The following is a 25,841-nucleotide window of genomic DNA, read 5'->3' on the forward strand; positions in this document are numbered from 1 at the left end:
TGCCGGCGATTACCCGATTTTGAGAACTATTTGTTATTCATTACGATATTCCCTCAGTCAATAGTTTCACCTCGGCGTGTGCCATCCGGTTATGAAAAAAGCCACCCCGGCATGGGATGAACCCAATACCGAGATGACTTTCACTGTCTTGCATTTATTTTCTTCCGGATACGTCGATCCGATTCAGTGCCCGCTGCAGAGAGGTCTCAGCACGCTTAAAGTCAACGTTCGCTTGCTTGTTGTCTTTCAGACGCTGCTCGGCACGCTCTTTAGCAGCCCGTGCACGTTCTACATCGATTTGCTCCGGCAGCTCGGCGCTTTCCGCCAAAATAACCACCTTGTCCTTGCGCACTTCCATGAACCCGCCATTCACTGCAACCAACTGGTCTTTTGCTCCTTGTTGTTTCACAGTAACCGACGCAATCTTTAATGGAGTGACAAGCGGAATGTGATTCGGCAGAATTCCAAGCTCCCCTTGAACGCCCTTCGCTACAATCATGTTCACTTGCTCAGCAAACACTTTGCGCTCAGGAGTTACGATTTCTAACAGGAATGTACTCACTTGGACTCCCCCTTCTTCGAGTTTTGCCTCGAAAGCATATGCTTATGCCTTACAGCGTTTTCGCTTTCTCGATTGCATCCTCGATCGTACCAACGTTGTGGAACGCCGGTTCAGGAAGGTTGTCGTGCTTACCTTCAAGGATTTCTTTGAAGCTGCGAACCGTTTCTTTAACCGGAACGTAAAGTCCAGGAATGCCGTTGAACGCCTCGGCCACGTGAAGCGGCTGGGACAAGAACAAGCGGAGACGGCGCGCACGGGTTACGACCAATTTGTCCTCGTCGGACAACTCATCCATACCCAAGATTGCGATGATATCCAAAAGCTCTTTGTAGCGCTGAAGGATTTGCTTCACGCCTTGAGCTACTTTATAGTGCTCTTCGCCAAGAATTTCTGGCGTCAAAATACGGGAAGAAGAAGCAAGCGGATCCACGGCAGGGAAGATACCCGCTGCTGCGATACTACGCTCCAAGTTCGTTGTAGCGTCCAAGTGAGCGAACGCTGTCGCTGGAGCCGGATCCGTATAGTCATCCGCAGGAACGTAAATCGCTTGAATCGATGTTACGGAACCTTTTTTCGTGGATGTAATACGCTCTTGCAATTGACCCATTTCTGTTGCCAGAGTAGGCTGGTAACCTACCGCAGATGGCATACGACCCAGCAAGGCGGAAACCTCGGAACCTGCTTGGGTAAAACGGAAGATGTTATCGATGAACAGAAGAACGTCTCTTCCTTCTTCGTCACGGAAATACTCAGCCATAGTCAAACCGGACAATGCTACGCGAAGACGCGCGCCTGGCGGCTCGTTCATTTGACCGAATACCATCGCTGTTTTAGAAATAACGCCGGATTCTTTCATCTCGTGGTAAAGGTCATTACCTTCACGCGTTCTTTCACCTACGCCGGCAAATACGGAGATACCGCCGTGCTCTTGTGCAATGTTGTGGATCAACTCTTGCATCGTTACGGTTTTACCTACACCCGCACCGCCGAAGAGACCAATTTTACCACCCTTTGCGTAAGGAGCCATCAGGTCAATAACTTTAATTCCTGTTTCCAGGATTTCTGCTTTTGTAGACAGATTTTCGAAAGATGGGGCTTCTTTATGAATTGGGCTGGACAATGTACGGTCTACTGTTTCAACACCGTCAATAGGATCTCCCAATACGTTAAATACGCGACCCAGAGTTGCTGCACCTACAGGTACTGTAATAGCAGCTCCTGTATCTGTAGCAACGGCACCACGAACGAGACCATCCGTAGATGACATCGCTACGCAGCGAACCAGGTTGTCACCGAGGTGAACCGCAGCTTCAACTGTCATCGAAGTTTGCTGGCCGTTCTCAGTCTTTTCAATTTTGATAGCATTAAGAATTTCAGGTAGATGTCCACGTTCGAACTCAACGTCGACAACAGGACCTGTGATATTCACAACGCGCCCTTTGCTCATGGTTTCCCTCCTAAGAGCTTTCCGTAAGGAAAGCTAACATCGTAAGCATTACTAAGCTTTGCTTTAGCAAAGCTAACTTCGTAAGAACTACTGAGCTTTCCGCTAGGAAAGCTTTCTTTCAACATATATCCGATCTCTGTATCACAGAGCTTTCACGTTCTATGCGTTGGCGCTTGCCCCTGCGACGATCTCCGAAATCTCTTGCGTAATCGAAGCTTGACGCGCACGGTTGTAAGCAAGCGTGTACGAGCTGATCATTTTCGTTGCATTCTTCGTCGCGCTGTTCATGGCTGTCATTCTCGCCCCGAACTCACTCGCTTTACCTTCAAGAACTGCGCTATAGATGAGCGTCTCCGCGTATTTAGGAAGAAGAACTTCCAATACGCCTTCTGGTGATGGCTCATACTCATAGCTTGCAGCGCTTGCCGTTCCAGCCACATTCTCCATAGGGAGAAGCTGTACCATAGTAGGAATTTGAGTAATCGCGTTTTTGAATTGGTTATACACCAAGAACAATTGATCGTAAGTGCCATTCTCGAAATTAGCTACGGCAGCAGCCGCAACCTGCTTGATATCCGAGAACTTGGGGGAATCCGGAACGCCTGTTACTTCTTCAACAATCGGAATTTGACGTTTATTGAAGAAGTTGCTTCCTTTACGGCCAATTACAAAGACTGCGTATTCGGAAGTCGACTTATGCTTCTCACGAATTTCCGTCATAACCTTACGCAATACGTTAGCGTTATAACCACCAGCCAGACCGCGGTCCGATGTAATAACCAGATAAGCGGTTTTCTTCACTTCACGGGATTGAAGCATAGGGTGCTTCACGCCTTTAGTACCCGCAGCAATACTGCCTACCACTTCCTTCAGTTTATCGGAGTAAGGGCGGGCTGCTTCCGCTGCCTGTTGGGCTCTTCTCAAATTCGCTGCAGCTACCATCTCCATAGCTCTGGTGATCTGCTTCGTGTTTTGAGTCGATTTAATCTGGCGTTTAATCTCGCGCATTCCTTTTGCCATACCTGCTCACCTCTCTTTTGAGGCTTTGAAAGCCTTGATTCGAAAGACCTGACCTCACGCGAACCGCTTGATCCCAGGCTTAACATGGCATACCTGATCTTCTCGCAAGGAAAAGCTCAGGTATACATGAATTATTCAGAAACTGCGAAGCTCTTTTTGAACTGTTGAATCGATTCTGCCAAAGCTTTGTCGTTATCCGCAGTCAGATCTTTCGTATCGCGAATGCTTTGCAGAATTTCTGGACGGTTGGAATCCAGGTAAGCCAAGAATTGTGCTTCGAAACGAGTCACGTCTTGAACCGGGATATCATCCAAATGTCCTTTTACTACGGAATACAGGGATGCAACTTGCTTCTCGAGGGAAAGCGGTTGGTGTACGCCTTGTTTCAAAATCTCAAGTGTACGAACCCCACGGTCCAAACGAGCTTTGGTTGCTCTATCAAGGTCAGAACCGAACGCTGCGAAAGCCGCAAGCTCACGATATTGAGCCAAGTCTACACGCAGTGTACCGGCAACTTTTTTCATTGCTTTCGTTTGAGCGGAACCCCCTACCCGGGATACAGAGTTACCAACGTTAACCGCTGGACGCTGACCGGAGTAGAACAAGTCGGACTCAAGGAAGATTTGTCCGTCCGTAATCGAAATTACGTTCGTAGGAATGTAAGCGGAGATATCGCCCGCTTGCGTCTCGATGAATGGCAGTGCCGTAATCGAACCGCCACCAAGTTCATCGTTCAGCTTCGCAGCGCGCTCAAGCAGACGGGAATGCAGGTAGAATACGTCACCTGGATAAGCTTCCCGACCTGGAGGACGACGGAGCAAGAGGGACAACTCACGGTATGCAGCAGCTTGCTTGGACAGATCATCATATACGATCAGAACGTGCTCGCCTTTGTACATGAAGTACTCAGCCATTGCGCAGCCGGAATATGGAGCCAGCCACAGCATTGGGGACGGCTCGGAAGCCGATGCAGTCACGACGATCGTGTACTCCAATGCGCCAGCAGCACGCAGCGTTTCAACAACGCCAACGACTGTGGATTGCTTTTGACCAATCGCAACGTAGATACATTTCACGCCGTTGCCTTTTTGGTTAATGATCGCATCGATGGCGATAGCTGTTTTACCTGTTTGACGGTCGCCGATAATAAGCTCCCGTTGTCCACGACCAACCGGAACCATCGCGTCAATCGCTTTGATACCAGTTTGCATAGGTTCATGAACGGATTTACGAGCCATAACGCCTGGAGCCATGTTCTCTACAGGGCGGAATGATGTTGTGTTCACAGGACCTTTGCCGTCTACCGGCTGACCCAGGGAGTTAACAACACGGCCGAGAAGTTCTTCACCTACAGGAACCTCCATGATCCGGCCTGTGCGCTTTACTTGGTCACCCTCACGAATGTCCGTGTAAGGTCCGAGAATAACGATACCTACGTTGCTTTCCTCAAGGTTAAACGCATAGCCCAGTACGCCGTTTGGAAACTCAAGCAGCTCTCCTGCCATTACGTTTTCCAAGCCGTGAGCACGAGCGATACCGTCACCGACTTGAATGACTGTACCTACGTCAACAACTTGCATATCGGATTTATAATTCTCAATCTGTTGTTTAATCAATGTGCTGATTTCTTCAGGTTTGATACTCAACGAACTTCACCCCTATTCTTACAGTGCTTATACTTGCAATCGAACGAATTATGCTAATGATTTAGCCAAACGGTCTAACTTGCCGGCAATGCTGCCGTCATATAAACGGTCGCCGATTCTCACTTGAATGCCGCCGAGCAGCTTAGGCTCGATTACATTGGTGACACGAATCGTTTTTCCGGTAATCTTGCTAAATTGGGCTGCAATTTCAGCTTGTTGAGCATCTGTCAGGCTAGCTGTGGAATATACCGTCGCACTCGCTTGTCCGAGCGCTTCATTGGCAATCTTGACATAGTCGCTGACTAGCGCCGACAAAATCGAAATTCTGCCTTTATCGATCAAGACCTGCAGCGTGTTCATGACCATCTCGGAAACTTTACCGCTGAGTGACTGCTTGAGCAGGTCTGTCTTGACGGAAGCTCCGATGTTCGGATGGCTTAAGAACTTCTGCAAATCTGCATTGTCCTTAATGGCACTACCTACAGATGTTAACTCTTCTTCGACTTGGGAGACTGCATTCTTCTCCTGAGCGACTTCAAAAAGAGCCTTGGCATAACGCTTCGCTACGACGATGTCACTCATACGTTGCCTCCTACCTCTTTGAGGTATTGCTCAACCAATTCTTCCTGTGACTTTTCGTCGATTTGCTTTTCAATAATTTTGGATGCGATCATAACGGACATCGCGCCCACTTGGCTGCGCAGAGCAGCAACTGCTTTATTTTTCTCCGTTTCGATATCCTTCAGCGCTTCGTCTTTCAGACGGCCTGCTTCTGCTTGCGCAGCATGGATAATCTCATCCGCTTGTTTGGAGCCTGTTTGTTTCGCTTGCTCGATAATGTCGTAAGCTTCCTTACGTGTTTGTTGAAGAGCTTGCTTCTGCTCCTCTAACAACTGATCAGCTTGCTTACGGCTGTTTTCTGCCGTTTGGATTTGATCTTTCACCAACTGTCTGCGTTTTTCCATCATCCCAAACAGAGGACCGAACGCAAACTTAGAGAGCAGGAGATACAAAATCAAGAACGCGATGATTTGTATAAAAAATGTGGACCATTCAATATGCAAGTAACGTCACTCCCTTCTGATAACGTAGGCAAAACGAAGGCGTGGAGGCTGCTTCGCCATCCCCGCCAAACGTATTTCTTAGGCAGCCCCGTAGAAAATGAATGCAAGAACGAGCGCAACGACCGGCATTGCCTCTACCAGACCGACACCGATAAACATTGTTGTTTGAAGCGTACCACGAAGTTCTGGTTGACGGGAAATACCTTCCAAAGCGCGACCTACGATCAAACCGTTACCAATACCTGCGCCAAGCGCTCCAAGACCAAATACGATTGCTGCTGCTACTAATGCCATAACTCCCATTGAGAAAATCCTCCCTTAAATTGAATTAGTTAGTTTATTAGATGACTCGAGACATCCCGAGGTAAATCTTGTTGCTTAATGTTCTTCTTCGTGGACCAATGTCTGCGAGATATATACCATCGTCAGCATTGTGAAAACGAACGCCTGAATAGCCCCTACGAACACACTAAAGCCCTGCCATACAAATAGAGGCGCAATTCCCCACCAACTAGCCCCGATGATGACAGATATCATAATTTCACCTGCGTAAATATTACCGTAAAGACGGAAAGCGAGCGTCAGCGGCTTGGATACGACCTCAATTAAATGAAGGATCAGCATAGCCCCTTTGTACTCAAAATAATGCGCAAAGTAATGCTTCGTGTTGCGGGTAATCCCCAAATAGTGACTGAGGAAGATAACGATAACGGTTAATGCTCCAGTTACGGCGATATCCGCTGTCGGCGATTTCCACCATGACACATGATCCTCGGTTACAATTGAGAACGGAAGTCCCAACATGTTACCTATGAAGATGTACATAATCAGCGTAAGACCGAGTGCGATAAACGGCTTGCCGTGCTTGGAACCGATTGTACTTCCGATAATTCCTTCGACAAACTCGATCGCCCATTCCATGAAGTTTTGCAGCTTGGACGGATTGTCTACCGAAGCTCTGCTCGCTCCGCAATAGCAAGAATCAAGACAAGAATCGTCGTAATGACAATCATCAATAACGCTGCCGCATCAAAATGAATGCCCATCCATTCAAACTCTGGTGCATGATGTTCCATGTTTTCCATTTTCACCCCTTTCAACAGTTGGTCTTACTTCCTTGACTTTTTAATAGAAAGAATACCCAATACAATTGTTACCAATTGTACGAAAAAGTATCCGGCAACCGTTGTCGTCAAAGCGACATGCTGCGGATATCGAATGGCGATAATCCCTGCCAACGCCGCAATGGCTGCCCTTGTCAAAAAGCCAATGTTTACTTTGCGTCCCTTCTGTTCCACAACAGCTGCGGACATCTTAAAGATTTTCCAGGCTAAATAGCGGGCATTGATCATACTGACAATTGAGCCGAGCATGATACCGGCCACATACACCCTGTAATCTACAAGCAGTGCCCAAGCCGCCAGACAAAAGGAGAGAAAGAAGAGAAATACATTTTGAACCGTTTTCAGATGGGCTGAAAAATCATCCATTATAGCCCTCCGTACTGCTTTATCATGAGGTAAATGCTTCCGACAGCAGCCCCTAGCCCTAACAGAAATCCGCCCAGCAGCCAAAACTGCCCGCCTAACGTATGGCTCAGCCATTCGCCGAACCAGTAGCCGGCCAACAAACATACGACAAGATCGATACCGATTGCACTGGTCAAGGCAGCCGCCCGCCATGGATTATCCTTGGGATCTGGCTTATTCATCGCATTCCTCCTGAGAGCCTCCCTCTAGGGAAACTCGTAGCCTAGGCTGAATCCTCATTTATTGTAACGAAGCGATGCAAGGTTTGTCAATTGAGGAAACTCCTAATGTTCGCATTGCGCAAACGCCTTAGAGCCTTGCGGCTCTAGGGTTTGCCGATTTTCAAACCAAACAGTCGAACTGTACGCTGTAGCGTTTGTCATGATTTTGTCACGGTTGGAACGGGGCCGGGCGTTCGCTCGTTCTTCCGAAGTGGTGAAGGATCGCCTGAACAATGCGCTGAGAGGCTTTTCCGTCCCCGTAAGGATTAGCTGCCTGACTCATTTTATTGTATAAATTTGCATCCGTCAGCAAGGCCCGTGTACGTTCATATACCTTCTCCTCGCTTGTTCCCACCAGCTCCAGAGTGCCTGCATCAATGCCTTCAGGACGCTCCGTCGTCTCACGAAGTACTAGTGCCGGCACGCCGAATGAAGGTGCCTCTTCTTGAATACCGCCGGAATCGGTCAAAATCATATGGGTATGCGGATAAAAATTATGAAGCTCGAACACATCAAGCGGATCAATCAGTTTAATTCTAGGATGATCGCCTAAAATCTCATGAGCCGGCTCTTTAACGGCTGGGCTTGGGTGAACAGGATACACAATGGCGATATCCTCGAATTCATCGGCAATCCGGCGCACAGCTCGGAAAATTTGTCGATGCGGTTCGCCTTGCGACTCTCGGCGGTGGGCTGTCATTAGGATCAGTTTGCGGCCTTGCGCCCAATCCAGAATCGGATGCTGGAAGTCCTTCTGAACCGTATATTGGAACACATCCGTTACTGTGTTGCCTGTAATGTAGATGCGATCCTCCGGTTTGTTCTCTTTGCGCAGGCTGCTCGCCGATAGATCCGTCGGGGCAAAATGCAGATCGGAGAGTACACCCGTCAACTGGCGGTTCATCTCTTCCGGATACGGGGACATCTTATTCCAAGTCCTGAGGCCCGCTTCTACGTGGCCCACTTGAATCTGCTGCAGAAACGCCGCATAGCTGCCCAAGAATGTCGTCAACGTATCGCCATGGACCAGAATCAGGTCCGGCTTCGTTTCCTGAAAGACCGGCTCCAGTCCTTGCAGCACGCGGATGGTGATTTCGTTCAGCGTCTGGCGGTCCTTCATGACATTCAAGTCGAAATCCGGCTTAATCTTGAACAGATCGAGTACCTGATCCAGGATTTCGCGATGCTGTGCTGTTACGCATACGAGCGATTCAATATGCTCAGGATGCTTCTCCAGCTCTAGTACGAGCGGAGCCATTTTAATAGCTTCAGGTCTTGTCCCAAAGATCGTAATGATTTTCAAACGCTTCATCGGTTCTTACTCCCCCACTCTTATTTCGTACCGAACAAACGGTCCCCTGCATCTCCAAGACCAGGAACAATATAGCCATGATCGTTCAGATAATCGTCTACAGCCGCCACGTAGATGTCCACGTTTGGATGCTCATTTTGCACGGCTTTAATGCCTTCCGGCGCTGCAATCAGGCACATCAGCTTGATCTGCGTGCAGCCTCTGCGTTTTAGCACTTCAATTGCTGCATTCGCCGAGCCCCCGGTTGCCAGCATCGGGTCAATGACAATCAGCTCCCGCTCCAGGACATCCGTTGGAAGCTTCACATAGTACTCCACCGGTTGAAGTGTCTCCGGGTCGCGGTACAAGCCGACGTGTCCGACCTTAGCTGCAGGAAGCAGCTTAAGAATGCCGTCTACCATCCCTAGACCTGCACGCAGAATTGGGATAAGCCCCAGCATTCTGCCGGAAATAATACGGCAATCTGCAGTCGTCACTGGCGTCTTCACCTGTACGTGCTCTAGCGGGATATCGCGGGTAATCTCGTAAGCCATTAGCGTCGCGACTTCGTCTACGAGCTCGCGGAAGTCTTTTGTATTCGTATTTTCATCACGAATATATGTAAGTTTGTGTTGGATAAGCGGATGATCACAGATAAATACTTTCCCCATAATTTGTTTCCTCCTGAAAGCTTTCTACATAAGCGTAAACCGTTATTTACGCAAATCTTATCCATTATATCATATGTTATCCAACTTATCCTCTACAAAACCTGCCTATTCTATTCTTCTTATTACAGAGCAAAAAAAGAGCCGGCTCATCGATCGAGTCAGCTCTTATTTATGGAGATCTATGAAATTAGTAGCTCAAACCTGGGTAAAGCGGGTACTGAGCTGTCAAATCTTTCACCATACCGCTTGCTTTTTCCAAAATAGCTTCATCCTTCGGATTTTTCAGTGTCATGCCGATGACTTTAGCAATTGTCTTCATCGCTTCAGCATCCATGCCGCGGGAAGTCACTGCTGGCGTACCCAAACGGATACCGCTAGTGATAAACGGACTTGTAGGATCGAAAGGAATTGCATTTTTGTTCGCTGTAATACCGATTTCGTCCAGTACATGCTCTGCATCTTTACCTGTGATGTTCAGGTTGCGCAGGTCAACGAGCATCAAGTGGTTATCCGTACCGCCGGAAACCAGGTTAATGCCTTCCGCTTGCAGGGACTCAGCTAGAACTTGAGCATTGCTGACGACTTTCTTCGCATACTCTTTGAATTCAGGCTGCAAAGCTTCGCCGAAGGATACGGCTTTAGCTGCGATGGTGTGCATCAATGGTCCGCCTTGGGAGCCAGGGAATACCGCTTTATCGATCGCTGCCGCCCAGGATTTGCGGGTCAAAATCATACCGCCGCGAGGACCGCGAAGCGTTTTGTGCGTTGTTGTTGTAACAAAATGCGCGTGTGGCACTGGGTTTGGATGCAAGCCTGCAGCTACGAGACCTGCGATATGTGCCATATCTACGAAGAACAATGCGCCTACATCGTTAGCGATGGAAGCCAGTGCTTCGAAGTCGATGATACGCGGATACGCGCTTGCGCCCGCTACGATCATGCGAGGCTTATGTTTGAATGCCGCTTTGCGGACATCGTCGTAATCAATGCGGAAATCTTTTTCGCTAACGCCGTAAGCAACGAAGTTGTACAGGATACCGGATGCGTTAACCGGGCTGCCGTGAGTCAAGTGGCCGCCGTGCGCCAGATTCATACCCAGGACGGTATCACCATGATTCAATGCTGCCAAGTATACCGCCATATTAGCTTGGGCACCGGAGTGAGGCTGCACGTTCGCATGCTCAGCACCGAACAATTCTTTCGCGCGGTCACGTGCAATATCTTCTACGACATCGACGTATTCACAGCCGCCGTAGTATCTTTTGCCTGGGTAGCCTTCCGCATATTTATTGGTAAGGACCGTACCCATTGCTTCCATTACAGCTTCGCTGACAATGTTCTCGGAAGCAATCAATTCAATTTTGTCGCGCTGGCGACCTAGCTCAAGGTTCATCGCTTCCGCGATTTTTGGATCCTGCTTGCTCAAAAAATTCGTAGACATGTTAACATTCCTCCCTAGTTATATCTATATCTTCTTTCAACAATCCGATTGGGGTGATGCTCCTTGATATTGCCGTCCTGCCGCTTCCTCGGTATAAACCGCACGCATGCCGCCGATCAGCTTAGGTCTTGCATAAGCCATCGTGACATAGGCATGACCAATGTGCTTCACGGGCGGTCTGACTGGCACGGCTACACGGCGTACATGCATGCCGATCAACGTACTGCCGATATCGATGCCCGCGTGAGCTTGAATCGTTTCTACTGCAACAGCTTTTTCAAAGTGGCGAAACGCATAGGACGCCATAGCGCCACCGGCCTTCGGTACCGGAATCACCGACACTTCTTCCAAATGCGGGTACAAGGCAAGTGTTGCCTCATCAATAACAAGAGCCCGGTTCAAGTGTTCACAGCATTGGAATGCAGGATGAAGTCCAAATTCCCGGCATACAGCCTGTACGGTTTGGAAGATTGGCTGTGCCACATCCAAGGTCCCGGAAGTTCCGATGCGCTGCCCTACGACTTCACTCGTACTCGTGCCAACAACCAGCAGCTGCCCCGGCTTCAGTCCTCCTGCTTGCACCAACGCACGAAGATTCGCTTCTACACCTTCAGCCACACTTTCAAGAATGGAATCGGACATAGGGTCGCCTCCTGCCTTAGGGATGCAGAGTAAAGCGGTCTTCGATCTTCTGAACCTTGTTAATCCGATTTTGGTGACGAACGCCTTGCGAGAACTCCGTTTCCAGCCAAATCTTTACGATTTCTTCAGCAACGCCAGGCCCGATTACACGCTCACCAAGCGCGAGTACATTCGTATCGTTGTGCTCACGAGTTGCTTTAGCTGAGAATAAATCGTGAACTAGTGCACAGCGGATGCCGGGAACCTTGTTCGCAGCGATCGACATGCCGATTCCTGTACCGCAAATGAGAATACCTTTATCCGCTTCACCGGCAACAACCTTCTCGCAAACTTCCAACGCATAGTCGGGATAATCCACGGAATCTGCGCAGCTGCAGCCGTAATCTATAACCTGGTGGCCCAAAGATTCAATAAAAGGAATGATAACATCTTTCAAACGATACCCTGCATGATCCGCACCTAATGCAATTTTCATCGGTAAACGCTCCTTTGTTAAGTAACTTGCCCTTCCTATTATAGCCTAATGTCCACCAGAAAACGAAAAAAAGAGCAGGATACGCGGAACTCCGCGTATTGCTCTTTTGCCCAGGCGACCGGCCGTATAACCCGATGCTCCATTGTGGTTGCTCCCACTCGTCGCCAGTTACATCAGGTCTTGCTTGTTATCATTATTTTAACGCATTCCTTCACACCTGTAAAGATGGTTCCGCTGTGCACCTGTAATTTAAGACTTTGAGCGGGACTGCCATTCACGAATCTTAGGGATCAGCTTATCGAGAAATTGATCAATCTCTGCGGCTGTCTCCCGGTATACCTCAATGGGTCCTCCGAAAGGATCGGAAATATCATAGTCGGGGGCCTGCAGGTCAAGCATCATATATCGCTGGCGTTCTTCATCTGTAATCGGCTCGGATAGGGCTTGCTTCAATTGAAGCTCGCTAATGAGCTTTTCCCGCTCTTCTACCACCTGGATTACCTTCGGGTCATCCTCAACGTACTCTTTTAGTGTATACGTTTTTTTCAACGGCATCCGGAAATCGTTGGATCACATTGCGCTTATGGCCAACGGTCATCGTTAGTATGAGATCTGCCCATTCGACTTCTGAGGCTTGGACAGCCAGAGAACGGATGGTATCCTGAAACCCGCTTCCTGCAAAATAGAGGCGCTGTTCGCCGAAATATCCCCTCCGGTGAATGCCGATACGCCAGCAGAACGGACCTCAGCCGCAAGTCCTTCTTTTTGCACCTTGATACGCAGCAACCCTTCCGCGAGTGGACTTCGGCACGTATTTCCTGTACAGACAAAAAGAATTCGCAACTTGATCACTCCTTACCAAGCTTTCCTGATGAAAGCATAATTCGATTGCAGTTGCCATTTCTTGCAACCACTGCATCTTTATATTGTATCACAGCAGAAATTTGATCCCAAACGCGAGAAGAATCAGTCCGCCAAAGGCTTCTCCATATTCACCAACCCAATTGCCCACCCGTCTGCCGAGCAGAAGTCCCGCGATGGACATGAGTCCTCCGAACGCCCCGAATATGAGTACAGTGAGAACAATATCAGAAGCAAACATCCCCAGGGAAACACCTACGGACAAGGAATCGATACTCACACTCAGTGCAAAAAGCGTAAGTCCCCATAACGTGCTGTGATCGAATGAGGAGACGTCTTCTCCTCTCAAAGAGCTGTATACCATATGAGCGCCTAATAAAATAAGCAAACAGCCTCCTGCAGCTGTCGCTACATTACCGAGCAGCGAGCTCGCATAGTGCCCCATGAACATCCCCATTAAAGGCATAATGACATGAAAAATGCCGATGACGATGCTAATTTTGAGAATATCGAGCAGGCGCACACCTTTCATCCCAATGCCGATGCCCAGTGAAAATGCATCCAGCCCCAAGGCGATGGCCATGATGATAATCGTCAGCAGTTGTCCTAATTCCATTGATGTTGCAAACATGCCCGAACCCCCTGTCCACGTTTTCTTTCCCAAGATATGCGGACAAACAGGGATTCATGCTAGCTATACTTGCACAAGGCTATGGCCGGCTGCTTTGTACATCCGGTTCATGATCGCCTGGCCTAGCCCCTCTTCCGGACAAGCCTCAGCATTCATATAGGTTATACCTTCCGTATCAAAACGCCTTAACGCTCCGTATAGCTCCCGCGCAATCGTCTCAGGACGTGAAAGACTGCCGCAGGCTATAACAAGATCAGCCTGATACCAAGCAGCGTGTTCCTCATAGGTTAGAACACCCGTTCTCATTCCTTGTAGTTTGGCAGCATCAAGGTCCTGCTGAATCCAAGCGGCGACAGCCTGCGGCGTGTCTCCCATTACAATTTGCATGGCGCCTTGCGGAGCGTAATGCGTGTATTTCATTCCTGGAGCTCGTGGCGCTTCCGATTCATGCAGCGTTTCCTTCTGGGGTTCGTGAACCACCTTACCGGGAAGTGCAGCACGGAGCGATTCAGCCGTTATCCCGCCAGGCCTAAGAATATATAATTCGTTATCATCCACCATCTGGATGACGGTCGATTCAACGCCCACCCCAGTGGGTCCGCCATCAAGCAGACCTCCGATCTTCCCCTCCAAATCCTCTCTCACATGCACAGCCAACGTAGGGCTTGGACGGCCAGAGCTGTTAGCGCTCGGTGCCGCTACTGGACATCCCGCTTCCTTCAACAGCTCCAAGGCAACAGGGTGATCGGGGATGCGGATGCCGACAGTCGAAAGGCCTGCTGTTACCAAAGGTGAGAGGACTCCCTCTTTCACAGGAAAAACAATCGTCAGAGGCCCCGGCCAAAAGGCCTCCATCAGCCGCCGGTGTGAAGATGTAATTGCAGATGCGGCCACCAAATCGTTCAATTGCCGGATATCCGCAATATGCACGATCAAAGGATTGTCGGAAGGCCGTCCTTTTGCTTTATAAATTTGATCAACGGCTTTGGTGTTGGTAGCATCGGCTCCTAATCCATATACCGTTTCAGTAGGAAAGGCCACGGTTTCTCCCTCACGGAGAAGCTTCGCAGCCTGAGTTATACAATCCGGGTCAAGTGCTCCAACTTCCGAAGCCCTTGCTGTCCAATATTGGGTCACGTTGGTACCATCCTTACTATCAGCAGCTTGCTCAGTATCATAGGATTAACTGAACCAAGATGCTACTTTTTTAAGCATTTCCCACAGGAAGAACTTCACTTCCGTTTTAGGCTTTGCGTTATCAGATGCTCCTTTTACCTCGCTGCCTTTATCTGCATCGGAGGCTTTATCACTTTTCTTAGCAGCAGTCTTGCTGCTTTCAGCTTTTGCAGACTTACCATCCGCTTTCGCAGCTGCCGCCATTTTAGCATCGCTAGCTTCTGTTTTGGCGACTACTTCTGCTGTTGTTGCAACCGCTTCGCCGGATACCGAATCCACGAAGCAGAGCGGCGGAAACAATACGCACCACCAGTTTTGTCCTTGACCGCTGCCGATGATAATACGGAGAGCCTCATAATCTCCTGCCGGATAAACAACATTACCATACAGCTTAGTCGGGAACGGAACAACGCCCAATTCAACGGAATGTGTGTAGGTGTAGCCGCGTTCTTCGATCATTTGACCTACCAGCTTATCAAACTCCGGCAGATGTGCTCTAACTACAGCTCTAGCCTCATCCAACGTATGCGGGCCCACGACCCACTCCTGCATGCGGGCGATGACGGCATCGCGAATCTCTCTTTTTAGCGCTTGGTCCTGAGCAGAATCAGAGTTAGCAAGAATGCGCAAACGGATAGAATCTTGCGGAATCTCAGAAGCTACTACAGCCGCATTCGTGCGGTTTGAATCCCAACAAGCCATAAGAACAATAAGTGCAAAAGCCACGAATAATAAATGTTTATAAGAACGGTTCACTCTCTTCACCATTAGGAAAAGCCCCTTTCTCTTCGCTTCTACCTTCCATATCAGACAGTATGGGCAAAAAAGAGAGAGGCTAAACCTAGTAATCTATTATTTTTTTATTTTTGATAGATGCTAGTGAGAGAGTGTGAGTTTTATCTGAAGTTTGTAGTAATTCGGTGAGCGGTTGAGCGTCTTTTGTACATACGCTGCGGGCATGGGATCGAGTGCTTCAAGGATTGGCCCAGCCGTGTAGTGGCGGACCTCTTTCAAAAATTTACGCAGCACTATGTTGCGTTCCTTATTCAGCTTCTCCTCATGATTGCTAGGCAGTAGGCTCTTCATGCTAGACCTAACTCTCTCGCCGCCAGGCATACAGTCGATCAATTCACTTAGACTGTAATACAGCACCCCGACGCACATGAAACAAGACACACATTTGTGCAGCTAACAAATGAGGCCGGTCAACTTATGAACGAATTGAAGTTGACGAGAATAATCTCTACAGCAAGTTCTACTAGACTCTGCCAAAGCAGGGCTTCGTCTACACAAGCTCCGGGTCGCGCAGCGCAATCACATGGCGCTCGATCCCCGCGAGATCCTTCACGATGCGGATCTCGCGCCAGTCGGCGGCTTCACGCAGCATAGCCGCCACATCCCCCGCCTGCCGGATGCCAACCTCGAATCCGACCACCGTCGGGATTCGCGGCAGCTGAGGCAGCTGCTGTATCATGCGGCGGTACAGGTCCAGCCCTTCGGGACCGCCGAACAAAGCCGTGTGCGGCTCATAGAGCCGCACCTCGGGCATCAGCGACGGCAAATCGCCGTCGGGGATGTAAGGCGGGTTGGACACCAGGATGTCCGGTGCCAACCCGCTCTGGATCCAAGGCTCGAGGAGGTCGCCCTCGAGCCACTCGATGCGCGCAGCGACGCCGTTACGCTGCGCATTGGCACGAGCCATCTCCAGCGCTGCCGCGGAGATGTCGCTGGCCGCCACGCGCCACGCCGGGCGCGCGTGCGCGATCGTCACCGGGATGGCTCCGCTCCCGGTGCCTACATCCGCAAGCAGCGGAGCGCCTTGCGGGAAGAGGCGCGAGCCCTCGTGGAGCACTGCCTCCACGAGGAGCTCGGTCTCCGGCCGCGGGATCAGCACCGCGCCGCTCACGGCAAAAGGAAGGCCGAAAAACTCCTGCTCGCCGGTGATATACTGCACCGGCTCCCCCGCGGCCTTCCTCTTGATCAGCTGGCGCCAGCGGTTCGCCAGCTCAGCAGGGAGCTGTTCCTGCCAGCGGAACAGCAGCTCGGTGCGGCTGCAGCCCAGCAGGTGCTGCATCAGGAGTTCTGCGCAGGCGGCTGCTTCCGCCACGCCCTGCGCCGCTAAAAAAGAAGAAGCCTCAACATAGGCTTCTCGAATCGTTCCAGCAGTCGGCATCAGATCGCCTGCTCCCCTTTTTCCAACAGATCGGACTGTGCCGCAATCGTAAGGGCAGATACGATCTCATCCATATCGCCGCTCAAGACCGTTTCCAAGCGATGTAACGTAAGGCCGATACGATGATCGGTTACACGGCTTTGCGGGAAGTTGTACGTGCGGATCCGCTCACTGCGGTCGCCCGTACCTACTTTGCTTTTCCGCTCGCCGGCATACTTCGCTTCTTCTTCTTCGCGCATTTTATCGGAAATCCGTGCGCGAAGCACGCGGAGTGCCTGCTCTTTATTGGAGTTTTGCGATTTGCCATCCTGACAGGTAGCAACAATGCCTGTTGGCACATGCGTAACGCGAACCGCAGATTTCGTTGTATTAACGGACTGACCACCCGCTCCACTGGAACAGAACGTATCCACGCGAATGTCCGCATCGTGAATTTCAATTTCTACTTCTTCCGCTTCGGGCATGACCACAACCGTCGACGTGGACGTATGGATCCGTCCGCCCGATTCCGTTACCGGAATACGCTGTACGCGGTGAGCGCCGCTCTCGAACTTCAGCTTGCTGTAAGCGCCTTTGCCCGTAATCATGAAGATAATCTCTTTAAATCCGCCCAAGTCGTTCAAGCTGGCATCCAGGACTTCGGTCTTCCAGCCTTGCGAATCCGCGTAGCGTGTATACATGCGGTATAAGTCGCCCGCAAACAAAGCAGCCTCGTCGCCGCCTGCAGCGCCGCGGATTTCCACAATGACGTTTTTATCGTCGTTCGGGTCTTTTGGCATCATCAAAACTTTCAGCTTCTCTTCCAGCTCTGCAGCTCGTTCGCTGAGTTCCTCGATCTCCATTTTGACCATTTCGCGCATCTCGTCATCTAGCTTCTCATTCTGCATAACCTTTGCATCTTCGAGCTGTTCAGTAACTGTTTTATACTCCTGATAAGCATCGTAAGCTTCCTGAAGATCCGATTGCTCCTTGGAATACTCCCGAAGCTTCTTCGTGTCGCTGGTTACATCAGGATCACACAAAAGCTCGCTTAACTTCTCGTAGCGATCCGCTACTGCCTGAAGTCGATCTAACATCCGGACCACTCCTTTTATAGGTTTTTCACTATTTTACACATTGAAACGGAAATGCATGACATCGCCGTCTTGTACGACATATTCTTTACCTTCCAAACGCAGCTGTCCTTTTTCCTTCACAGCATTCATCGATCCGGCAGCCATCAAATCATCGTAAGACACGACTTCCGCACGGATAAAGCCGCGCTCAAAATCCGAGTGAATGACGCCCGCCGCTTGCGGAGCCTTCATTCCTTTGCGGATTGTCCATGCTCGTACTTCCTGCACCCCGGCAGTAAAATACGTGTATAAGCCGAGCAGTTTATAAGCTGCTTTAATCAATCTATTCAAACCGGACTCCTGAAGTCCCAGCTCTTCAAGGAACATCGCTTTTTCCTCGTCTTCCAGTTCAGCGATTTCGGATTCCACCTTCGCACTGATTGGAACGACCTCGGCATTCTCTTGCGCTGCGAATTCCTTAACGATTTTCACATACTGGTTATCATCAGCCGTTGCTACCTCGTCTTCGCTTACATTCGCTGCATACAGCACGGGCTTCATTGTGAGCAGATGGAGATCACGGACAATGAGTTTATCGTCATCGCTCAGATCCATGCTGCGCGCCGGTTTGTCTTCATACAGCGTTTCTTTAATACGCTCAAGCACTTCTACTTCAGCCGCAACTTTCTTGTCGCCGCCCTTCAAATTCTTACGGGAACGCTCCAGCTTTTTCTCAACGGAATCGATATCCGCCAGAATCAGCTCCAGATTAATCGTTTCGATATCGCCGATCGGATCTACTTTCCCGGATACATGCGTAATATTCTCATCCACAAAGCAGCGAACGACATGCACGATCGCATCAACTTCACGAATATGCGCCAAAAACTTATTTCCAAGCCCTTCGCCCTTGCTCGCGCCCTTCACTAAACCCGCAATATCGACGAATTCGAAAGCGGTCGGAACAATGCTCTTGGGCACTACAAGTTCCACCAGCTTCCGCAGTCTTTCGTCCGGCACTTCCACTACACCGACATTCGGATCAATCGTACAGAACGGATAATTCGCAGATTCTGCTCCCGCCTGTGTTATTGCATTAAACAAAGTCGATTTGCCGACGTTCGGTAGACCGACGATTCCTGCTTTCAACGCCATTGCCGTTCACAACTCCTTAATGTTTGAAAATATCCTCATTTATTATATAGCACTTGTCAATCAAAAAAAAGCCCGCTATCTTAGCGGACCCCGGATCCCATATCCGTGACTTTTTTCATTTTAACATCTTTTTTCTGAACAAAATAGGCCTCGACTTGATTCTTTAAGATGAACGCTCGAAGTGCGTTTGTTTTAGCATCAGGTACATTGATATATCTGGCGCCGTAGTAAATTCCGGTATCTTGCGTTTCTCGTCTAACTACTTCTGTTAGGCAGGAAATGGAGAATCCGAGCAAGAGCTCTAATTCAAGGTGTGCGGTTGTGTCCAGATGAATATTATCATCCACTGTAAATCCAACACCGCTCAAGCTAATATTTTTGATGTTGATACTTACCGGGCGTTCAAACTGATGCTTCCTTCTTTGTATATCATGCAAGCCGTGCAGCAAGCCGCCTTTTACAATCTCAATTCGTGGGAATTCCCGCTTCTCGGTAAATTTCTTTCGATTATCTGGAGGATTTATAACAATAATGGAACCATGGTCCTTGGCTACAACAGAGGTGTCGAACACAAAGAGTCCTGATTTAGTGTAGATGGTGACTTTAATCTTGTCCCCGAGCTGGAAGATATTATATTGTGGGAGCTCAATCTCGATGATATCTCCCAATACGTAGGTGATCACTCCTGTGGCTACAAAATCCCTTTTGTCCAAAACCGCCTTACTATCTATTAAAATCTCTGCGTCATTGCCTTCTTTACTACCATAATACTTCATTGGTTCAAATCTAGACTCCCTGTTCGATAACATCATGCCACATCCTTTCAGCATTGTTATTGGATATAAAAATAGACTCCCCCTGATAACTATCCCAGGAGCAGCCTATTACCAAAATCGATACCTCCAGATTTTCGGTAACCAGGCTGTCATAGCTCCTTGATGGAACGTTAGACCCTCAGCTTTGCGTCCTTGTCTTTCGACAAGTTTGCCATTATCGAATCTATTTATTGATGTATATAAAGACCTATTCTTAGACCTAACAATACTCTTATACCCTGTAGGCGAAAAGACCTACTATATGTAATTATTAGTATATTCACTTTGTCTCTCATTATCAACTAGGTTTCACCATGTTTTGCTAAAAAATTTCATTTTTTTAAGCTTAATTTACGGAATGCTATGTTGATAACTTGATTCCATGACAAGATGCCCCTACAATAAGAGCAACTATCCACAAAATAGTACGTTATCCACAAAGTTGTCCACAGATTGTTAACAACGAATGCCTGTTCGACTTTTTATGCACATGTGGACAATGAGTCTGAAAGAGAGGTGCCCCCTGTGGATGAACTACTTGAACATACCTACTGGATGAATGAAGCCATACAAGAGGCTTTTAAAGCAGAGGCCCTTGGCGAGGTGCCTATTGGGGCTATTGTCGTACATCAAGGAGAGATTATAGGGCGGGGCTATAACCTCCGAGAAACTTCTCTGGATCCCACTGCCCATGCAGAAATGATCGCTATTCGCCAAGCAAGTGAGCATCTGCAAGCATGGAGGCTGTTGGATTGCAAGCTGTATGTGACCTTGGAGCCTTGCCCCATGTGTGCGGGAGCGATCGTACAGTCCCGGGTGCCGCAAGTGATTTATGGAACTACCGATCCCAAGGCCGGCTGTGCAGGAACGCTTATGAATTTACTTCAAGAGGAGCGGTTCAATCATCGTGTAGATGTCATTAGCGGTATATTGCAGGAGGAATGCTCATCCATGCTCACGCAATTTTTCCGGAAGCTGCGCAGCAGTAAAAAGCAGCCGCCTGTATGAGGTTGCATCACGGCTTGCCTTCGTGCTATCATAATCCTTGCTTATGCGCCCGTAGCTCAGCAGGATAGAGCGACAGTTTCCTAAACTGTGCGTCGCGGGTTCGAATCCCGCCGTGGCGCGTCTTGTGGTTTTGTATCCTCTTACGTTATTACGTAGGAGGTTTTTTGTTATATCTAAAGACCTAATTTGGAGAAAAATTGTCGTATAGCGCTTCCAAAATACTTGTGTTATTATATGTAAATGTAACACTACAGGAAATTTTTTGAACAATAGGAGACTACTGTGTCTATTTTATTCATTATTGCGATCTGTCTAGGGATTCATCTCTTTCTTCAAGATGAATCGAATTGCAAAGAAGAGTACTGGACAGAAGAACTCGTTGACTTTCGATATCCTGATACTAAGTAAATCAAGAGATACACAAAACAGCGCCAAGAGCAGCTTTATAGCCGACCTTGGCGCTGTATGTTCTTGGCATAATCTATTACTTTTTTTCACTTCCGAAACATATACCTCATAGGCTTCTCGCGCATTACCAGCTGCAATTTCCACGATTTCATATTTTTTTTCGCCGATCATAATCGCATCTTCCACAGCAGGAATCGGATCTCCTAGATAAATCGTACCGAGGTATTCGTTATTTTTCTTAAGACGGAAATTACATCTATATTGCTGCTTCGTCATCCTAATTCCTCCTGAGCTCATATGCTTCAAGTTACCATATCAGATAGCTTGTGACAACATGTATCTTGAGTTACAATAACAAGTAGCGAAGTTATGTTCGAACGGTTGGTTACATATTAAACAAAGGGATTACGCCTTATAGGTTGGCGATCCCTTTGTTTTTTTGTGACATATTCAGTATCCCCTATGCCAAGCCGCAGCAAACCAACATTAGGATCAATCGTTCATGACCAGTAAGGAGAGGAGCACGATTCCATGAGTCAGATACCTGCAAATCGTTCTTATCGTATTCCGTTATTTTGTATCGTAACTTTATTATTTTGGATGTCCATGTACACCAGTGTGCCCATCATTGCACCGTATGTAGAATATTTGGGCGGCTCTCACCAGCTCGCAGGTTGGATCGTGGGTATGTACGGTATCTCCCAAATGCTGCTTCGCGTGCCGGTAGGCGTACTATCAGACCGGTTTCACAAACGTAAGATGTTCATTACATTCGGCCTGCTGTTCACAGGACTTAGCGGCCTTGGGCTTTGGATCACCCAGGATTTTACGTGGATGATTCTTCTAAGAGCTCTTGCGGCGCAGCAGCAGCAACATGGGTCGATTTTACCGTGCTCTTTACCAGCTACTATAAGCATGAGGAATCCACCAAGGCGATCGGTACGATCAGCTTCTATAATTCTTCGGGTCAAATGCTCGGCATTCTGGCTGCCGGTTGGGCGACAGACCAGCTTGGCTGGGAGGCGGCCTTTATTATGGGTGCGGCTCTTGGCGCCGTAGGGCTCGTCGCTTCACTGTTCCTAGTGGAAAATGCGCCGGAAGACGCACCGAAGATAACGCTTCGCGGCATCGGTAACGTGGCTACAGACCGCACGCTGTTGTTCGTCTCGCTGCTTGCCATTTTATCGCAAGTGTTAACTTTTGCGACAGTATTCGGCTTCACACCTGTGTTTGCAACTGGGATGGGTGCGAGCAAGTTCGACCTGGCTTTGCTCACTTTCTTTTCTAACGTACCGGTAGCTATCGCTTCCCTCTTCGGCGGGCGCAAATGGGCAGCGAAGTTCGGTGAAAAACGTGTAGTCGTTTGGGGCTTTGTCCTCATGGGCATCTTTACGTTATCGATACCATTTTCTCAGCACTTGTGGGTGCTGATGTTGACTCAAGCTGCAGCCGGTTTTGGCAGAGGGCTTTCGTTTACCGTTCTGATGGCGCTCAGCATCAAGCATATGCCTTCAGACAAACGGGCAACGGCGATGGGCTTTTTCCAAGCCATTTATGGTCTAGGAATGTTTGTCGGACCCGTCTTAATGGGTTGGATCGGTGACTGGTTTAAGCTCAGCCAAGGCTTCATCGTATTAGGCATACTCGGCGTGTTTACTGCTGTGTTATCTCAATTGTTTATACGAGTCGCTCAAGCACCTAAGCAGCCTTCCTCCAGCAAAGAAAGCTCCATGTCCCTATAAATCCACCTTAGAGAACGAATCATCGGATTCGTTCTTTTCTTTGCCGACTGCAGGGTTTCGTTCCATGAATCTCGTCTATGTATTCGGAGAAGAGGAGGAGAAAATTCCCGTAAAACGGCCACTCAATCAAAGTAAACGACCGACAATCATTATGAATGAAAAAGAACCCTTGCGGGTTCTTTTTTGTCGGTGTTGATGTTCTTTCTTAACCGTGTTACTTTGTAAACCTTTGGTAAATCTGCTTCTAAAACACGTTACGTGTCTTTCGCACATCCCCTCCAGCCTGATTATAACAGGTATGAAAGTCCTCTATGCAACGGTTGTATTTCGCTGAACTTCTCCAACGGAACCACACCTCTCTGCTCACCGACAAATATAGTATGTCCGGTTTGGCTCATTTTAAACATTTACGAAGTGAAAAATTTTATCTGTGCCCTGAACCTTTTGATTGCTGGTTTGCTCTAGAATGATTACGGTTTTTGACCTTTTTCGAGCCAGACAATGGATCTTGAAGGTTGTTCTCGTGGTCTTTTTCACTGTTATGGTTCGTTACGGCATCCTGAACAGAGTACGCTTCCGGTTTCGTCATGAGTCTACACGCTCCTATTCTTCGTCGTGATTCAATGCATCTTGATGTCTGTGATCATTGGTTTGCTGCTGAACCTGCTGAGCGTGGTGGCTGTTGACCGGTCTTTGTTCAAGATCCTTTACCACGTTTTGCAAATTTTTATCTCGACTCTTTTGCTGTGTCATCGCTGAACCCTCCGTGAATTAAGCATGTGTAACTTGATGCAGAATTTGCGCACATTCATGAATATGTCGCACATAATCATCCAGTAGATTCTGAACAACGCCGTGACGCTCATCAATATGCTTCTGCTCCTGCTCTACATCAATAACCTCAACCTTCACTTCTCTGGAATCCACATAAGTCACCTTAAAGTCAAAGGTGTACATGCTGTGCCCGGCAGTCGTAATATGAACGCGCAGGGCGTTGGAGTCGGCCTCATCAGCCCAGACTCTTGCTTGGTCGGAGCTGTTCAGTACCTCAGGCAAGCGTTTCTTCCATTCTTCAACCAAGCTCGTTTGACTAATGTTTAGCGTATCTATTTTACTCATGAGTAACACCTCCACAAGATTAAATTGTGAAAGCTTAGGTCCTTTTATCCGGATTGCTAGTTAGGAAAATATCCCTTACTTGATACTGCATATACGGATAACCGACTACGTCACCTTAAGGGACAAGCCGTCTGTCCAGGTTGATGCGAAGCAAAAGTATACAACTTATACGTTCTTATCAAGAAATAAAAAAAGCCACACGATTCTTTGTAGAATCGCATGACTTCTTGTGTACGGAGAGGGTGGGATTCGAACCCACGGTGCCCGCAAAGACACGGCGGTTTTCAAGACCGCTGCCTTAAACCACTCGACCACCTCTCCATGAAGTTGTCCCTGTTGAAGGAACAACTTATGCAGTGACAAAAAGCATTGTAGCATATTGAAAGGAAGTAAGCAAGTCTATTTTTTAGAGATGACCTTCACGTTATTCATGTAAGGCACCAGAACGTCAGGAATGACCACAGATCCGTCAGCTTGCTGATAATTTTCCAAGATTGCTGCTACTGTGCGACCCAGAGCAAGACCCGAGCCGTTCAATGTATGTACAAACTCAGGCTTTGATTTGGCATCTCGGCGGAAGCGAATATTAGCTCTGCGAGCTTGGAAATCCTCAAAGTTACTGCAAGAAGAGATTTCGCGGTATGATGCGCCGCTTGGCAGCCAGACCTCGAGATCGTATGTTTTGGCTGATGAGAAGCCAATATCACCGGTACACAAGCTTAGTACGCGGTATGGAAGCTTCAATAGCTGTAAAACGCGCTCAGCGTGTCCTGTGAGCTTCTCCAGCTCGTCATAAGATTCTTCCGGCTTAACTAGCTTAACCAGTTCAATTTTGTTAAATTGATGCTGGCGAATCAGTCCGCGCGTGTCGCGGCCGGCCGAGCCTGCTTCAGAACGGAAGCATGCGCTGAATGCCACAAAGTTCACCGGTAGCTGCTCTGCAGAAAGGATATCATCCCGGTGATAATTGGTTACCGGCACTTCTGCAGTCGGAATTAAGAAATATTCTGAATTCTCGAGCTTAAATACATCCTCTTCGAATTTAGGAAGCTGGCCAGTACCTGTCAGGCTGTCGCGATTCACAATATATGGCGGCAGCATTTCTTCATACCCGTGCTCGTCGCTGTGCAGGTCCATCATAAAGTTGATCAGAGCCCGCTCAAGCCTAGCTCCCAAGCCTTTATAGAAGACAAAGCGGGAACCGGTTACTTTTGCAGCAGCTTCAAAATCAAGAATCCCCAGTTCCTGAGCAATTTCCCAGTGAGGCTTTGCTTCAAACGAGAATTCCTGTACTTCACCTACACGGCGCAGTTCAACGTTCTCCTCTTCCGATAAGCCTACCGGAACACTGGCATGCGGCATGTTCGGAATGGACAGCAGAACCTGCTGAAGAGATTCATCAAGAAGACGAATTTCATCATCCAGCTCTTTAATGCGATCGCCGACAACCTTCATTTCTTGAATCAATTCATCCGCGTTCTGTCCGGATTTCTTTAGAGCTGCTACTTCCTGTGAGACCGTGTTACGACGGTTTTTTAACTGCTCCGTTTCCTGCAGCTTCTCACGGCGCTTTACATCGAGCTCTGTAAAGCCATGTAGCTCTTCAATTTGCTTGCCGCGATTTTGCATGGCGGCTTGTACGGCCGCTAAATCATTTCGAAGTAACTTTACATCAAACAAGGAGATTCC

32 protein-coding genes, 2 tRNA genes, 1 pseudogene and 2 riboswitches are annotated in these 25,841 nt (G+C 48.6%); of the genes and pseudogenes, 4 read left to right on the top strand and 31 right to left on the bottom strand.

Going from position 1 to position 25,841, the window contains the following annotated elements; all coding sequences use genetic code 11:
* Nucleotides 1-154: 154 nt before the first annotated feature.
* From L0M14_RS27730 to L0M14_RS27840, 25 genes are all read right to left on the bottom strand, one after another.
* Nucleotides 155-562: a F0F1 ATP synthase subunit epsilon gene (locus L0M14_RS27730; protein ID WP_235119616.1), complete on the bottom strand. Its 408-nt coding sequence runs from the start codon at nucleotides 560-562 to the stop codon at nucleotides 155-157.
* A 49-nt stretch (nucleotides 563-611) separates the two neighbouring features.
* Nucleotides 612-2,009 (bottom strand): F0F1 ATP synthase subunit beta, encoded by a 1,398-nt coding sequence (gene atpD, locus L0M14_RS27735; RefSeq protein WP_235119617.1) that lies wholly within the window; start codon nucleotides 2,007-2,009, stop codon nucleotides 612-614.
* 159 nt (nucleotides 2,010-2,168) lie between these two features.
* Nucleotides 2,169-3,029: an ATP synthase F1 subunit gamma gene (gene atpG, locus L0M14_RS27740; protein ID WP_235119618.1), complete on the bottom strand. Its 861-nt coding sequence runs from the start codon at nucleotides 3,027-3,029 to the stop codon at nucleotides 2,169-2,171.
* Nucleotides 3,030-3,160: 131 nt separating this feature from the next.
* Nucleotides 3,161-4,675 carry a F0F1 ATP synthase subunit alpha gene (atpA, locus tag L0M14_RS27745; RefSeq protein ID WP_235119619.1) on the bottom strand — a complete coding sequence of 505 codons (1,515 nt, stop codon included), beginning with the start codon at nucleotides 4,673-4,675 and terminating at the stop codon, nucleotides 3,161-3,163.
* 48 nt (nucleotides 4,676-4,723) lie between these two features.
* On the bottom strand, nucleotides 4,724-5,257 hold the full coding sequence (locus tag L0M14_RS27750; protein WP_235119620.1) for a F0F1 ATP synthase subunit delta: 534 nt from the start codon (nucleotides 5,255-5,257) through the stop codon (nucleotides 4,724-4,726).
* Nucleotides 5,254-5,739 (bottom strand): F0F1 ATP synthase subunit B, encoded by a 486-nt coding sequence (gene atpF, locus L0M14_RS27755; RefSeq protein ID WP_235119621.1) that lies wholly within the window; start codon nucleotides 5,737-5,739, stop codon nucleotides 5,254-5,256. Before atpF ends, L0M14_RS27750 begins: the two co-directional genes overlap by 4 nt.
* Nucleotides 5,740-5,817: 78 nt before the next feature.
* Nucleotides 5,818-6,042 carry a F0F1 ATP synthase subunit C gene (gene atpE, locus L0M14_RS27760; RefSeq protein ID WP_235119623.1) on the bottom strand — a complete coding sequence of 75 codons (225 nt, stop codon included), beginning with the start codon at nucleotides 6,040-6,042 and terminating at the stop codon, nucleotides 5,818-5,820.
* 75 nt (nucleotides 6,043-6,117) lie between these two features.
* Nucleotides 6,118-6,660, bottom strand: a complete 543-nt coding sequence (gene atpB, locus L0M14_RS27765; RefSeq protein WP_311198791.1) for a F0F1 ATP synthase subunit A — start codon at nucleotides 6,658-6,660, stop codon at nucleotides 6,118-6,120.
* Nucleotides 6,661-6,686: 26 nt separating this feature from the next.
* Nucleotides 6,687-6,815 (bottom strand): hypothetical protein, encoded by a 129-nt coding sequence (locus L0M14_RS31710; RefSeq protein WP_311198792.1) that lies wholly within the window; start codon nucleotides 6,813-6,815, stop codon nucleotides 6,687-6,689.
* Nucleotides 6,816-6,848: 33 nt separating this feature from the next.
* Nucleotides 6,849-7,229, bottom strand: a complete 381-nt coding sequence (locus L0M14_RS27770; RefSeq protein ID WP_235119625.1) for an ATP synthase subunit I — start codon at nucleotides 7,227-7,229, stop codon at nucleotides 6,849-6,851.
* Complete coding sequence (locus L0M14_RS27775) at nucleotides 7,229-7,450, bottom strand: AtpZ/AtpI family protein (protein ID WP_235119626.1); 222 nt, start codon at nucleotides 7,448-7,450, stop codon at nucleotides 7,229-7,231. The genes L0M14_RS27770 and L0M14_RS27775 overlap by 1 nt, the downstream gene beginning before the upstream one ends.
* Before the next feature lie 208 nt (nucleotides 7,451-7,658).
* Nucleotides 7,659-8,801 carry a non-hydrolyzing UDP-N-acetylglucosamine 2-epimerase gene (wecB, locus tag L0M14_RS27780; protein WP_235119627.1) on the bottom strand — a complete coding sequence of 381 codons (1,143 nt, stop codon included), beginning with the start codon at nucleotides 8,799-8,801 and terminating at the stop codon, nucleotides 7,659-7,661.
* Between the two features lie 20 nt (nucleotides 8,802-8,821).
* Complete coding sequence (upp, locus tag L0M14_RS27785; RefSeq protein WP_235119628.1) at nucleotides 8,822-9,451, bottom strand: uracil phosphoribosyltransferase; 630 nt, start codon at nucleotides 9,449-9,451, stop codon at nucleotides 8,822-8,824.
* 187 nt (nucleotides 9,452-9,638) lie between these two features.
* A complete protein-coding gene (gene glyA / locus L0M14_RS27790) occupies nucleotides 9,639-10,892 on the bottom strand; it encodes a serine hydroxymethyltransferase (protein WP_311198793.1) in 1,254 nt (417 codons plus the stop codon).
* A 36-nt stretch (nucleotides 10,893-10,928) separates the two neighbouring features.
* Nucleotides 10,929-11,534, bottom strand: coding sequence for a TIGR01440 family protein (locus L0M14_RS27795; RefSeq protein ID WP_235119629.1), 606 nt, complete (start codon nucleotides 11,532-11,534; stop codon nucleotides 10,929-10,931).
* Nucleotides 11,535-11,550: 16 nt separating this feature from the next.
* Entirely contained in the window at nucleotides 11,551-12,009 is a 459-nt protein-coding gene (gene rpiB / locus L0M14_RS27800) for a ribose 5-phosphate isomerase B (RefSeq protein WP_235119630.1), read from the bottom strand.
* A 101-nt stretch (nucleotides 12,010-12,110) separates the two neighbouring features.
* Nucleotides 12,111-12,191: riboswitch (ZMP/ZTP riboswitch) on the bottom strand.
* A gap of 67 nt (nucleotides 12,192-12,258) precedes the next feature.
* Nucleotides 12,259-12,564, bottom strand: coding sequence for a low molecular weight phosphatase family protein (locus tag L0M14_RS31715; RefSeq protein ID WP_311198794.1), 306 nt, complete (start codon nucleotides 12,562-12,564; stop codon nucleotides 12,259-12,261).
* A 45-nt stretch (nucleotides 12,565-12,609) separates the two neighbouring features.
* The gene (locus L0M14_RS31720; RefSeq protein WP_311198795.1) at nucleotides 12,610-12,852 is read right to left on the bottom strand and encodes an arsenate reductase/protein-tyrosine-phosphatase family protein; all 243 of its coding nucleotides are present in this window, start codon (nucleotides 12,850-12,852) and stop codon (nucleotides 12,610-12,612) included.
* Nucleotides 12,853-12,940: 88 nt separating this feature from the next.
* Nucleotides 12,941-13,501: a manganese efflux pump MntP gene (locus L0M14_RS27810; RefSeq protein ID WP_235119631.1), complete on the bottom strand. Its 561-nt coding sequence runs from the start codon at nucleotides 13,499-13,501 to the stop codon at nucleotides 12,941-12,943.
* A 63-nt stretch (nucleotides 13,502-13,564) separates the two neighbouring features.
* Nucleotides 13,565-14,638: an L-threonylcarbamoyladenylate synthase gene (locus tag L0M14_RS27815; protein ID WP_405030806.1), complete on the bottom strand. Its 1,074-nt coding sequence runs from the start codon at nucleotides 14,636-14,638 to the stop codon at nucleotides 13,565-13,567.
* A gap of 45 nt (nucleotides 14,639-14,683) precedes the next feature.
* Nucleotides 14,684-15,445 carry a stage II sporulation protein R gene (spoIIR, locus tag L0M14_RS27820; protein WP_235119632.1) on the bottom strand — a complete coding sequence of 254 codons (762 nt, stop codon included), beginning with the start codon at nucleotides 15,443-15,445 and terminating at the stop codon, nucleotides 14,684-14,686.
* A gap of 517 nt (nucleotides 15,446-15,962) precedes the next feature.
* On the bottom strand, nucleotides 15,963-16,850 hold the full coding sequence (prmC, locus tag L0M14_RS27825) for a peptide chain release factor N(5)-glutamine methyltransferase (protein ID WP_235119633.1): 888 nt from the start codon (nucleotides 16,848-16,850) through the stop codon (nucleotides 15,963-15,965).
* Nucleotides 16,850-17,926, bottom strand: a complete 1,077-nt coding sequence (gene prfA, locus L0M14_RS27830; RefSeq protein ID WP_235119634.1) for a peptide chain release factor 1 — start codon at nucleotides 17,924-17,926, stop codon at nucleotides 16,850-16,852. The genes prmC and prfA overlap by 1 nt, the downstream gene beginning before the upstream one ends.
* A 33-nt stretch (nucleotides 17,927-17,959) precedes the next feature.
* Nucleotides 17,960-19,060, bottom strand: coding sequence for a redox-regulated ATPase YchF (ychF, locus tag L0M14_RS27835; RefSeq protein WP_235119635.1), 1,101 nt, complete (start codon nucleotides 19,058-19,060; stop codon nucleotides 17,960-17,962).
* A gap of 80 nt (nucleotides 19,061-19,140) precedes the next feature.
* Nucleotides 19,141-19,836 (bottom strand): PilZ domain-containing protein, encoded by a 696-nt coding sequence (locus L0M14_RS27840; protein WP_235119636.1) that lies wholly within the window; start codon nucleotides 19,834-19,836, stop codon nucleotides 19,141-19,143.
* A 133-nt stretch (nucleotides 19,837-19,969) separates the two neighbouring features.
* Nucleotides 19,970-20,059: riboswitch (cyclic di-GMP riboswitch) on the bottom strand.
* 371 nt (nucleotides 20,060-20,430) lie between these two features.
* Between L0M14_RS27840 and tadA the strand changes: the two genes are divergently transcribed.
* Both tadA and L0M14_RS27850 read left to right on the top strand, forming a co-directional pair.
* On the top strand, nucleotides 20,431-20,883 hold the full coding sequence (tadA, locus tag L0M14_RS27845) for a tRNA adenosine(34) deaminase TadA (RefSeq protein WP_235123053.1): 453 nt from the start codon (nucleotides 20,431-20,433) through the stop codon (nucleotides 20,881-20,883).
* A 45-nt stretch (nucleotides 20,884-20,928) separates the two neighbouring features.
* Nucleotides 20,929-21,003, top strand: a tRNA-Arg gene (locus L0M14_RS27850).
* Nucleotides 21,004-21,195: 192 nt separating this feature from the next.
* On the opposite strand, the gene L0M14_RS27855 is transcribed toward L0M14_RS27850, so the two are convergent.
* Nucleotides 21,196-21,567, bottom strand: a complete 372-nt coding sequence (locus L0M14_RS27855) for a hypothetical protein (protein ID WP_235119637.1) — start codon at nucleotides 21,565-21,567, stop codon at nucleotides 21,196-21,198.
* 330 nt (nucleotides 21,568-21,897) lie between these two features.
* Here L0M14_RS27855 and L0M14_RS32120 point away from each other — a divergent pair.
* A pseudogene (locus L0M14_RS32120) lies at nucleotides 21,898-22,089 on the top strand (MFS transporter); the annotation flags it as partial.
* Nucleotides 22,090-22,121: 32 nt separating this feature from the next.
* Nucleotides 22,122-23,033: an MFS transporter gene (locus L0M14_RS27860; protein WP_235119638.1), complete on the top strand. Its 912-nt coding sequence runs from the start codon at nucleotides 22,122-22,124 to the stop codon at nucleotides 23,031-23,033.
* A 424-nt stretch (nucleotides 23,034-23,457) separates the two neighbouring features.
* On the opposite strand, the gene L0M14_RS27865 is transcribed toward L0M14_RS27860, so the two are convergent.
* The 5 genes from L0M14_RS27865 to serS form a co-directional block, all read right to left on the bottom strand.
* Nucleotides 23,458-23,622: a small acid-soluble spore protein P gene (locus tag L0M14_RS27865; protein WP_235119639.1), complete on the bottom strand. Its 165-nt coding sequence runs from the start codon at nucleotides 23,620-23,622 to the stop codon at nucleotides 23,458-23,460.
* A 14-nt stretch (nucleotides 23,623-23,636) separates the two neighbouring features.
* Nucleotides 23,637-23,786 (bottom strand): hypothetical protein, encoded by a 150-nt coding sequence (locus tag L0M14_RS27870; RefSeq protein WP_235119640.1) that lies wholly within the window; start codon nucleotides 23,784-23,786, stop codon nucleotides 23,637-23,639.
* 18 nt (nucleotides 23,787-23,804) lie between these two features.
* Nucleotides 23,805-24,152, bottom strand: a complete 348-nt coding sequence (locus L0M14_RS27875; RefSeq protein ID WP_235119641.1) for a hypothetical protein — start codon at nucleotides 24,150-24,152, stop codon at nucleotides 23,805-23,807.
* 234 nt (nucleotides 24,153-24,386) lie between these two features.
* Nucleotides 24,387-24,473 (bottom strand) — tRNA-Ser (locus L0M14_RS27880).
* Nucleotides 24,474-24,551: 78 nt separating this feature from the next.
* Nucleotides 24,552-25,832, bottom strand: coding sequence for a serine--tRNA ligase (gene serS, locus L0M14_RS27885; RefSeq protein ID WP_235119642.1), 1,281 nt, complete (start codon nucleotides 25,830-25,832; stop codon nucleotides 24,552-24,554).
* Between the last annotated feature and the right edge of the window lie 9 nt (nucleotides 25,833-25,841).

Source organism: Paenibacillus hexagrammi, from assembly GCF_021513275.1.
GTDB classification, from domain to species: domain Bacteria; phylum Bacillota; class Bacilli; order Paenibacillales; family NBRC-103111; genus Paenibacillus_E; species Paenibacillus_E hexagrammi.